This window comes from Prevotella sp. C561 (genome assembly GCF_000224595.1).
GTDB lineage: Bacteria > Bacteroidota > Bacteroidia > Bacteroidales > Bacteroidaceae > Prevotella > Prevotella jejuni.
In genome coordinates this window covers 43,510-54,942 of sequence record NZ_JH114158.1, presented here as the reverse complement: position 1 = coordinate 54,942, position 11,433 = coordinate 43,510, and the positions used below count along the sequence as shown (strand labels likewise).

The following is an 11,433-nucleotide window of genomic DNA, read 5'->3' as shown; positions in this document are numbered from 1 at the left end:
CAAGTTAATGAGTTAACGAGTAAACAAGTTATTAGTTCTATGGACAATGGTTAACAACGGATCTACTGATAAGAAGACAGAAAGACGACAAGGATAAAGACAAATAAGAAGCCAACTTGTCAACTGTGAACTAGTCAACCGAGAGAAATATTAGGTGGTTATTGCGGCGGGGTCCCACCTCTTCCCATTCCGAACAGAGAAGTTAAGCCCGTTTGCGCCGATGGTACTGCAATGCAATGCGGGAGAGTAGGTGGCCGCCTTCTTTTACAAGAGCTTTGAAGAGAAATCTTCAAGGCTCTTTTTTTGTTGTTGGTTGATTATTGATGGGTGTTGATGTTGTGTTGTGAGTGGATGTTTATGGGCTAATGAATCTAATAAAACAATGAGCCTTATATGGCTAATGAGCCTAATAGTGTAAGGCTGATAGGGCTAATGGGCCTAATAGTGTTGGACTGATAAGACTAATGAGCCTAATAGTGTAGGGCTTATTGGCCTAATAGCGTTGGGCTAATAAGGTTGATTGGTCTAATAATGTAGGACTAATGAGACTAATGGCGTAAGACTATAAGGCTAATGAACCTTATACTGTAGGGCTGATAGAGCTAATGAGACTAATGGCGTTGGGTTGATTGGGCTAATAGGCCTAATAGAATAGGGCTGATTGGGCTAATGGGCCTAATAGCGTAAGACTAATAAGGCTGATGGGTTTAATAGCGTAGAGCCTAATGGCGTTGGGTTGATTGGGCTAATAGGCCTAATAGAATAGGGCTGATAGGACTCATGGGCCTATTAGTGTTATATACTAACAGAGTATAGTTTTCATGCATAATTATATCATAATTTGCTTTATATTATATTTTTTAATAACTTTGTAACGGTAATTAATCTATTACAACTCACTTTAAATACTTGGCTTATTCCAGCAAATTATCTCTTTATGTTATATCCTTTAAACTAACTTAATATGATTAATTTACATCGTTTTTTTACTTTATTGGTAGTATTTATAAGTAGTAGTTTAGCTACTTTTGCACAATCCAATAACGTTCTGCCAACTGATTTAGGTCAGTCTATTCCTGTATTAGTGCTGCGAGGCACGTTTAGTAGCGAATACCAAAATGGGACAGTGGACTTTTATAGCTCACAAGGTGCAACTCTTGTCAGTTACGAGGCTAAGATAAAGTGGCGAGGAGGAAGTACTAACACTGAAGGTAAACATAAACGTAATTATAAGATAAAGTTTAAGGAGAAACAGCAGTTCTTCGGTTTGAAGGCTGATAAGAATTGGATATTAGATGCTGGTCAACAAGACTTGTTTAGGCTGCGTAACCGTATAGCTACTGAGTTATGGAATGACTTTGCGCGTAAGCCTTACTACACTGCAGACGGAGCTGAGGTCTTTACCGGTGTTAGAGGACGAGTGGTAGAGGTCTTTCTAAATGACGAGTATGTCGGAATTTATAGCTTGACAGAAACGATGGACAATAAGACGTTAGGTCTAAAAAAGTCGAAGAAAGGCATTATTCATGGTCAGTTATGGAAGACAAGTGGGCGTGGATTATCGATGATGTATAATACTCCTTCAGCATTTGATAACACTTCTTCAACTTGGGATGTCTTTGAGACAAAGTATCCAGATATTAAGGATGTTAATCCTACCGACTATTCACCCTTATGGAAGGCTATTAACTTTGTAGTGAATAGTAGTGATGAAGAGTTCAAAGATTCAGTTGCTTACTATTTTGATTTACCTGTTGTTGAGGACTATTATATCTATACTCAAACTTTATGTGCAGTTGATAATATAGGAAAGAATATGTACTGGGCAATATATGACAGTAAGGAGTCACCAAAGATTACTTTTGCCGTTTGGGATTTAGACTTGACGGTTGGTAGTTCCTATCTTAAAGTTTTTGATGAGAGGTACACTTCTCCTAACCATATCATAAAAGGGTATTTCAATTTAATAAAGCGTTTGATAGCCACGAATGCAGGTAATTTCAATTCGCAGGTGAGGGAGCGATACTGGTCAGCAAGAAAGGATGTTTTGTCGACAGACAGTCTGATTGCACGTTATAAAAGCTATTATCAGTTATTAAAGAAATGTGGAGCAGCTGAAAGAGAAACACAGCGATGGAGTGGAGACACGGATATATTAGAGCAAAAGATTGATTACGACAAAGAGATGGAGCATATTGCCAATTGGATTACTCGTCACATGAAAGTGCTTGATAGGCAATTGTTTAATGATCCTAATGCTATAAAGCCTTCCCGAGTAGCAGCAAACGAGTCGGATGATGTCTATACGCTTCAAGGAATAAAGGTCGATCCCAATCATTTGGGTAGTGGAGTTTACATCAAGGGTCGTAAGAAAATATTTATAAAATAGTAGCTTTACAAAACCAATACATGCTTTTTTTGATTTAAGAAGACGCCCTTCTTGCTTCAAGAACATGCCCTTCTTGCCTATAGAAGACGCCTTTCTTGAACCAAGAAAGGCGTCTTCTTTGTTGTAGTATGTAACCTTCTGAATATGTGATGGTTGCGAATAACAATTAGTATGTATGTCTTGTACTTTCTCCCCAACCTTCTATACGAATTTATGTAATGATTTTTCGTAATGTAACAGATGCTGATAGACGGTTCTACACTATAATTATTGATAGTGTAGATAAGCTTATTTGATATTCCAAATGAGAGTCATTTGGTCGTGTGATTTTGATTCTACGTTACGCTCAATATTGTCAGGAAGATTACAGAAGAAGTCGATACCAGTTTTCTCCTCGAGTTCCCTGATGCTAACAACATAAGGTTTGAGCGATGTTCCGCTATTGTTTTCGTGTTTAAACCAGAAACCGATAGCTTTGTATTGCCACTCTCCTTGTCCTTTCACCTTATATTTCATCAGAGCAGCAGAGAAGAAATAAGTAGGGACGATAAACTTATTTCTGATATAGGTAAATTGTCCTTGATTGTCAATCGTACCACCACGACAAATGAACAGCGTATCCTTAGATCCACCAGTGGCAGTGATGTAGGTTCTCATCTTCCTCTCCATCACTTCCCAGATACCAGCATTAAAGCCATGAACCTGCGGTTGCATATTACTAAGGAAGAAAGTCTGGTCATTAGACTCTCGGCTGTTCACCCTGTCTTGAGAGGGACAAAGGTGTCCATGGTCATAGCCAGATCCATAATAGGGGTCGTCTGAGAAGAAAGAATTAGCGGTCCATAGAGGGTCCATAGGGTAGAGGTTAGGACTATTTTGGGGCTTTCTTTCTGCATTCTGTTGTGCATTACTTGCATAAATCTGATAGCATGTCCATCTATTCGACATCTTTTCTATGTCCCATTCAACGCTATAATTCACCTCTCCAGTCCTCAGTTTATGAGTGAGGACAGTACTGTGACCACCCTTTAATTTAGGGAACTCCAAGCGATGTGTCACACTACGTAAGTCTTTAAGATTAGAATTTATGTTATTGGTAATATCCACCGTTCCCCCTGTATTAGTAGAGCTGTCATCATCCTTACTACATGCAGTAAATAAGGCGAGCGAAAGGAGTGTAACTACCCATACGTTTCTTTTTCGTGTTATCTTATACATTCTTTTGTTTTTGGGTGGTTGATGTGAAAGTTTTAGAGATGTTAACGCAGCCAGAATAGGAAGAGACATAATGTATCCCACCATTCACTTAATTCCATTTAATAGTAGACAAAAAAAGTGTTTGTGCTTTGTTGAAAGCAAAAGTGCGAGCAAACGTATATGCAACTACGTTTGTCCGCACTTTGTATGTAATAATGTCGAAGGGTATTATCGATTACTTCTTCAACTTACCGTAACGGCTCATGAAGCGGTCAACACGACCTGCTGTATCGACAAGCTTGCTCTTACCGGTGTAGAATGGGTGAGAGGTGCTTGAGATTTCGACTTTTACCACTGGGTAAGTTTCGCCTTCAAATTCTACTGTCTCTGAAGTTTTGCATGTAGACTTTGTAAGGAACATATCACCGTTGGACATATCCTTGAATACGACGGGGCGATAGTTTTCTGGATGAATACCTTGTTTCATTTTGTTTTTATCTAATTGTTAATAATATGCTTACCATTGTCTCTCCATTAACTAATACGGAGTTAGACACTTTACAGGGTGCAAAATTACGAATAATTCTGCACCCTGCCAAATATTTTAAGCTGTTTTTTATTTAACTTCTACGTTCTGTATTTCCCATGTACCAGCTGCTGATATTCCATCACAAGTGTAGAGAAAACCTATGCGAACATTGCTTTGGCCAGCATACGCAGAAAGATTACATGTTGACGTAACAAACTTCCAGTCTTTAGCAGGATATGTAGAAACAGGGACATCATGCCAAGTTATTCCGTCAGTTGATACTTGAACTTTGAAGTTGTCAGCTGCTGTTGTGAAGAAATTTGCAGCAACTTGGAAGGTTAAAGTAGCTGATGTTTTTCCAACAAGACTAAACACTGGTGACTCTAAGCGACTTTGTGCTGCATAATTGGTATTATTCTTATATGATGATGCCTTCATATATTTTTTACTTGCATCATGTTTCCAAACGAAAGAAAGGTCGGATGGGAGCGTAATATTATTGATAGTAAAGTTATCCATACCAGTCTCAAACTTAGCAGTAAGACCAGTAGCAGCAGGCTGAGGAGTTGAAGCACCGCTGATAGAGATAATCTTATTGTTCTTATCAACCTCCATGATAACCTTGCCCTGCTTATTGGTGAAAGCCTTCAAGTTACCCTTAACAACTACTGTTTGACCAGCCTGAAGGTCGGTCTTAGCAGCGAAGTCAGCACCATTAAGACCCTTACCAGAGAATATCTGGAGCGTCTTGTCTGTACCGTTATCAGAGATATAGTAAGTGATACTCTTATAGTTCTCGTTATAAGAAACCACCTCAGAGATGATACCCTTTACATAAGCTTCACCCGTAGCAGTCTGTTTAGCTTGAATCTTCTGTACAGCTTCAGCAACAGACCATGCCGTAGCCTCAGTGTTCAAGTCGGCTGTTGGTGTTGGCTGAGCAGCCTTATTGCCATTAAGCGAGTAGATATAGTTGCCCTGTGTGAACTCCTTCGTACCCTTGAAGTTTACAAGTTTACCATAGACAACAACCTTATCACCAGCGTTAAGCTTGTCATTTGCAGTAAACTTCTTATTACCGAGCGCATAACCACGATAGACAGTCAGCTGTCCCTTGGTCGTTCCATCGTCAGAGATAAGGTAGGTAGCGTTACCATAGTTAGCAGCGTCAATCTCCTTAACGCTAACGATCGTACCAGAAACATATACCTCCTTATCAAGGTCCTGACCCGCCTCAATATACTTCAAGGCAGCAGCAACGTTGAATGGATCGGCCTCAGTACCTGTTCCAGCAGTAGGAGTGGTAGGCGTGTTAGTATTGTTATTGGTATCCTCATCAAAGGTAACACTGTATGGAGCAGGGACGTTCTCACAACTTGTAAAGGCCGTAGCAGTCATCGCCAGCGCCATCATTGAATAAATAAACTTTTTCATATTCTGTATTGTTATTTGTCTTGTTAATTAATTGAGATAATCTTACTGTTGCGTCCAACCTGTGGGTTTGAGGTTGGTTCGTAGTAATCTAAGGTACCAAGGATGACCACCTTCTTTCCTACAGCAATCTGTGAAGCACTTGTGAACTTATCGCCATTCAAGAACAAGCCACGGAACACCTGCAACTGGTCAGTTGTTGTACCATCGTTAGACAGGTAGTAGCGAGCATTACCATACTGAGTTGACACCTCGTCAATCTGTGAGATGATACCCTTGATATAGTAAGTGTTAGCATCCTTCTTATTCAACTTTGCATAAGCCAAAGCACGTGTGATATCCAATGGGTTAGCCTGTGTACCATCACCCTTACCAGGAAGTCCCTTAAATGGGTCGACCTTCTCAGCAGCCTTGATGTCATCAAGAGAGCGGATGATAATTTCCCACTGGTTATTAAAGCGTTTGAAGATACCAACGATATCAACCTTACCCGTTGGAACCTTGCTATTAGCGAATTTAGCAAAGTTACTGTTGTAAACGATAACCTTTCTGCCATCCTGCTCGTTTAGGGTCCAGCTAACGCTACCCGCACCACCGTTAGCATCAGCGAAAGTGTCAGTCACCTTACTGCTGTTACTACTCTTAAAGCTAACGTTACGGATGATACCCAACTTACCACCATCAGTATCGAGGTCCCAAGTTGTTGCGTTGGTACCAGAAGCAAACTCAGTAGGTTCAACCTTATTACCAGAAGAGAGAATCTTATAGTGCTGGTCCCAAACAGCACGGCTTATACGACCAATGGTTGTAGCACCTGCAGCGTTCATAGAAGGAACGCCAATCTGTGCCTGCTTACCATAGTTACCTACGTAAAGGTCCTTTAGACTAACCAAGATCTCCGTACCGATAGGTAGAGCACCATGCAACCCCCCCTGTGCAACACTAACGATAATAGCACCAGTTGCGTCCTGCAAAGCCAATTCCTGATAGATGTTACCAGCAACGTCAGTACTTGTAACCACCGCCTTTATCTTGATATCGTCCGTAACCTTAGCATAGCTGATGCCATTACGATAGTCAGTAGCTATATAGTTAGCAAACTTACTCTTGAGTTGAGCAATAGAGATGACATTCGTCTCAGCCAGTTCGTTGTTGCCGTAAGGAGCTGAACCAGTATCAGCAGGTTCAGCGTAGCTATCGCCCATACATGCTGCAAAGAGCACGCAGACAGCTGCCATCATTAAATATTTCAGTTTCTTCATAATCGTTTCCTGTCGTTAGTTTTAGAATTTATAAGCTACATTCAACATACCATTGATGCCATTCACATAATATTTCTTAGGATTGCGGTAGAAGTCGTAAGCACGAGTTGTAGCAGCGCCAGTCGTCTTGTTGACGGTATAGTTACTACGGCTCTGTTCATAACCACCACTAACAATCTTCTGATTGTTCAGTAAGTTGGTAATCATCAAGTTGATTGACAGACTTCCATGACGGAGATAAAGACTCTTACCGATAGACGCATCGAGCATAAAGCCCCCATGTCCCTCACTCTGTGCGTAAGGAGTATAATTGCCATCAGCATCCATACCGCCAAGGGAGGTACCCATTGTGCGGAGAGTATTGCCGTAACTAAGGCTTGGAGCGTAGGAGAGGTAGATACGATCATAGTAGTTACCGCTCAAGTCAATGAACCATCCACCTTTGTGATAGCTAAGGATAGCGCTGTAGACACTTAGTGGTGTACTTGCTTCGCGCATCCCCTTATTGTAAACAACATCCTTGTTGTAGGTGCTCTTAGTAGAGTTCAAATAGATAACATCAGCATTGTTAGCATTCTTAGCCTCGCTCCAAGTACCGAGAGTCTTGAAGTTAAGGAAGCTTGTGAGCTTGAAGTCAAGTCCCAACTCAATACCATAATAATTTTTTTCATGTTAGTCATGCTAACGTATGTGAAGGAGTTAGCATCATCAAAGTAGAAGTTCTGCCACTCGGTCACGTGTGTCATGTGGTTGTAGTAGCCACTGAGGTTAGCACGGAGCCAACTGCCAGAGTATTGATAGCTAAGTTCGCTTGAGAAAACACGCTCATTGTGGAGGTTAAGAACAAAGTCATTATTCATCTCAGGTGCGGCAAAAGCGGTGTTAGCATTGGGTGCACGGTGCTCATAACCCAGTCCGAGAGAGATAACATTGCCGCCACCAAGGGTAATATTAGCGTTAGACTTGAAACCACCTGTTAGGAAATCAGCATGCTTACTCTTGCCATCAGAATTGTCGGCAAACATACCATTGCGCATGTGACCTACACGATACATGTTGTCATAGCCAACTTTAGCAGCAATCATATAGTGGAGCTTGCCAATCGTTTGTGCATAGTTTGACCAGAGCTGACCACGGCGTACGTTGATATTATAGTCGTAACCGAACTTGTCGCCCTCATATACAAGCTTTCCTAAGCCCAAAGTACTCATTGTGTTAAGGTCGTATTGCACACGTGGGTCAGATGTTGCGTAGGTTCCGACAGCGTAAGTATTGATGTTATGGAAACTCTTTGCGCCCAAGAGGTCTTCCATTGTCTGATAGTGACGAGCTAAGGTTTGACCGAGAGAAAGGCCAACGTTAAGTACTTTATTCTTACCGATACGGTTTGTAAGGGTAGAAGAAAGCCTTGTTGTCATCGCATCCGTGTGCTTAGCCTGCAAGTAGTAAAGAGCATCCTCGCCGTTGGCTGCAGCCTGTTTGTTAGCATAGTAGAGGCGATCCCATTGAATTTGTCGGTTCTCCTTATTGCCCCACCAGTTGACAGCTGACTGCCAATCAGAGAAAGCCTGTGCTGTACGGTAGCGTGTATCATTCTGATCCCATACATCATAGTAGCTACTTGGAAGGTTCTTCCAGTAGTCAGGTTGTGGGTTCTCACTATTGTTATAGTTCAGTTTAGTACTCTTATACATAGAGTACTGAGCAAAGAGACTTGTCGTCAACTTCATCTTCTTATTGATATCCCAATCCCAAGTGAGGATAGCAGAAGGTGCGAAGTCGTTAACAACGCGGCTATTGCGCTTGTGACCATTCTGATAACCCCAATATGGGTTGTACTGATAGTCGTTTGCAAGCCAGTAAGCCTCGTCAGTACTTGCGCCCTGTGTAGAACGCTCAGTTGGGTTACCCCATGTAGACAAAGCTAAAGAATGACCATTGTTCCACTTCTTCTGAACACCGAAGTAGTAAGACAATGAGTTATAGAAAGTACCCTCAACGTAACCACGGTTAGCCCAGCGATAAGCAACGCTGGCAGCAATAGCCCAGCCCTTAGCATTGAATCCACTTGCATAGTTGTACATACCACGAAGGGTATAGTTACGGTTTGCAGCAGAAAGAGTGATGCGGTGACCACCAGCCATAGAACCAGCACGGAAATCATAGTTGTTACTTCCAGCCAAAGCAGTCATTGAGAAATTGTTGTTCTCAAATGGAAGTGCATAGTCAACGTTACGTGTCTGTTGGTTAATACCACCAACCATAGAATAGCGGAACTGGCCACTTTCCATATCGTTCATCGGTGCGCCATTGATATAAACATCGTTATATTTCTGGTTAAGAGCACGGTAACGGAATCGCATGGGCGAATATAAGAACCCCACTTGTGAAGCATAGACGTTACTGTTTGAGTTGAGAATCGTTACATTTTCGTTCATGTCATTGTTCTCACCTAACTGCGCTTCAGTGAAGGTGAACGCCGATTCATCCATAGCGTTGGCCGTCTGCTCCTGCTGGCTCGTCTTTGTATCGGTATTCTGTGCGACCACCATAGACGAACTACATAGTGCTAAAACGGCAAGTTTCAGCTTTTTCTGCATAGTTGATTACATTAATAGGTGTTATACTATAGTCTGCAAAGTAACGAAATAAATTTGGAAATAGAAAGTCTTTTTGATGAATTTTTCGAGAATTATGCGTAAATGTCGGATTAATTACCGATATTTGCAAACCAAACGAGACTGTGTTCTGGGATTTGGTTACGAGCGTCATGTTGTCTATAGGTTGTAGGCAAGGTTAGACCTAATTATGCTCTTGTATCCGTTTTATTATTGAAATCCAGGTTGAAGGTAGTCTTCGTTCAGACACGCTGATAAAAACAACAACATAAAAGATAATGAGAAAGTTACTATTAGTTCTTTTCTGTACCGTGTTATTCGGTACATCGGCTTCTGCTCAGAAGAAGTTTTCTGTTTATGCTATAGGCTTTTATAATGTAGAAAACTTGTTTGATACAACACATGATGAGGGTAAAAACGACCACGATTTCACGCCGACAGGAAGTTACCAGTGGAACGAGATGAAGTATAGTCATAAGTTGCATAACATGGCATCAGTATTGGCAGAGATGGGAACAGATGTCCTTCCGAATGTTGGTTGTGCGGTTATAGGATTAGCAGAGGTTGAGAACGACCATGTAATGAGCGACCTCACATCCCAACCAGAGTTGGCAAAACGTGGCTATAAGTATGTACATATCGAGGGACCCGACCATCGTGGCATCGATTGTGCACTGATTTATAATCCGAAACTCTTCACTGTAAGGGACACAAAGTTAGTGCCTTACGTATATGATCTACCAAAGGATAGTACTCGTGCGACGCGTGGCTTCCTCACTGTTAGCGGTACATTGGCAGGCGAACATGTAACGATTGTAGTGTGCCATTTGCCAAGTCGTGGCGCAGGTTCTTATTATCGTGAGTTGGGTGGTAAGCAGGTAAAGGCATTGAAGGACTCCCTTCTTCGTGAAGACCCAAAGGTGAAGGTGCTTGTAATGGGTGATATGAATGACGACCCAACGAACAAGAGTATACATGAGTGTCTGTCTGCAAAGGGCGAAATCAGCGAGGTTGGTGCAGGTGACATGTACAACCCATGGTATAACATCCTTGTTAAGGAGGGTACAGGAACCTTGCAGTATCAGGGTAAGTGGAACCTTTTTGACCAGATAATCATGACTCCTAACTTATTAAATAAGGATGGTAAGAAAGACTTCTCAGAGTTGAAATACTGGAAGAACCAAATCTTCCGTCGTGATTATCTATTCCAAGAGTCAGGTAAGTATAAGGGTAATACCAAGCGAACTACTGCTGGTGGTGTGTGGCTTGACGGTTATTCAGACCACTTACCAGTTGTAACTTACTTTGTAAAGCAGCAGTAGAGGTTATTAGACTTATTAGGCTTATTAGGCTAATTAGCCCAATTTGAAAATAAAACAATGGAAATAGAGACACATCCCTTTGAGCCTTGGCTTCCATCGAACGCTAAGTTATTGCTTTTAGGAACCTTTCCGCCAGCACCAAAACGGTGGTGTATGGAGTGGTATTATCCTAATTACACGAATGACATGTGGCGCATCTTTGGTCATATCTTCTTTGGTGATAAGCAGTACTTTGTGGACGAAGAGAATAAAACATATAAGCTCGATTTACTCAAGCCGTTCTTGAAAGAAAAGGGAATAGCCATCTTCGATACAGCCTTGCGTATCTATCGTACGACAGGTACGGCATCAGATAAAGACTTAGAGATAGTTGAGCGTGCCGACCTTGATGGTATGCTTCGTTCACTACCTGAGTGTAAGGCTGTGTTAGCTGCTGGTCAGTTGGCGACAACGGTTTTTACAGAGCATTATGGTATTGATGCACGAAAGATGAAGATGGGAGATCGTAGGGAGTTTAGCTTTGAGAATCGGACATTATACCTTTACCGTGAGCCAAGTAGTAGCCGTGCTTATCCGATGAAGGTGGAGAAGAAGGCTGAGTATTACGAAAGGATGTTTAGGGATTTGGGGATATTAGGCTAATAAGGGCAATGGGGCTTATAAGACTAATAGGCCTAATAGGGCC

The 11,433-nt window shown here is 41.7% G+C and carries 7 protein-coding genes, 1 rRNA gene and 1 pseudogene; 4 read left to right on the top strand and 5 right to left on the bottom strand.

Features of this window, described 5'->3' with window-relative positions; translation table 11 throughout:
* Positions 1-150 precede the first annotated feature (150 nt).
* Positions 151-263: ribosomal RNA gene (gene rrf, locus HMPREF0666_RS14740) — 5S ribosomal RNA — on the top strand.
* Between the two features lie 701 nt (positions 264-964).
* On the top strand, positions 965-2,389 hold the full coding sequence (locus HMPREF0666_RS14735) for a CotH kinase family protein (protein WP_009013175.1): 1,425 nt from the start codon (positions 965-967) through the stop codon (positions 2,387-2,389).
* A 288-nt stretch (positions 2,390-2,677) separates the two neighbouring features.
* On the opposite strand, the gene HMPREF0666_RS14730 is transcribed toward HMPREF0666_RS14735, so the two are convergent.
* From HMPREF0666_RS14730 to HMPREF0666_RS14710, 5 genes and pseudogenes are all read right to left on the bottom strand, one after another.
* Positions 2,678-3,607, bottom strand: a complete 930-nt coding sequence (locus HMPREF0666_RS14730; protein ID WP_009013174.1) for a DNA/RNA non-specific endonuclease — start codon at positions 3,605-3,607, stop codon at positions 2,678-2,680.
* Between the two features lie 214 nt (positions 3,608-3,821).
* Complete coding sequence (locus tag HMPREF0666_RS14725; RefSeq protein ID WP_004361523.1) at positions 3,822-4,073, bottom strand: type B 50S ribosomal protein L31; 252 nt, start codon at positions 4,071-4,073, stop codon at positions 3,822-3,824.
* Positions 4,074-4,202: 129 nt separating this feature from the next.
* Positions 4,203-5,549, bottom strand: a complete 1,347-nt coding sequence (locus tag HMPREF0666_RS14720; protein WP_009013173.1) for a choice-of-anchor J domain-containing protein — start codon at positions 5,547-5,549, stop codon at positions 4,203-4,205.
* Between the two features lie 23 nt (positions 5,550-5,572).
* A complete protein-coding gene (locus HMPREF0666_RS14715; RefSeq protein WP_009013172.1) occupies positions 5,573-6,808 on the bottom strand; it encodes a DUF5689 domain-containing protein in 1,236 nt (411 codons plus the stop codon).
* Between the two features lie 21 nt (positions 6,809-6,829).
* Positions 6,830-9,408: pseudogene (locus HMPREF0666_RS14710) on the bottom strand (TonB-dependent receptor).
* A 296-nt stretch (positions 9,409-9,704) separates the two neighbouring features.
* Here HMPREF0666_RS14710 and HMPREF0666_RS14705 point away from each other — a divergent pair.
* Together HMPREF0666_RS14705 and HMPREF0666_RS14700 are read left to right on the top strand one after the other, a co-directional pair.
* Entirely contained in the window at positions 9,705-10,748 is a 1,044-nt protein-coding gene (locus tag HMPREF0666_RS14705; protein WP_009013169.1) for an endonuclease/exonuclease/phosphatase family protein, read from the top strand.
* Between the two features lie 57 nt (positions 10,749-10,805).
* A complete protein-coding gene (locus HMPREF0666_RS14700) occupies positions 10,806-11,390 on the top strand; it encodes a uracil-DNA glycosylase family protein (RefSeq protein ID WP_009013168.1) in 585 nt (194 codons plus the stop codon).
* The last annotated feature ends 43 nt before the right edge of the window (positions 11,391-11,433 follow it).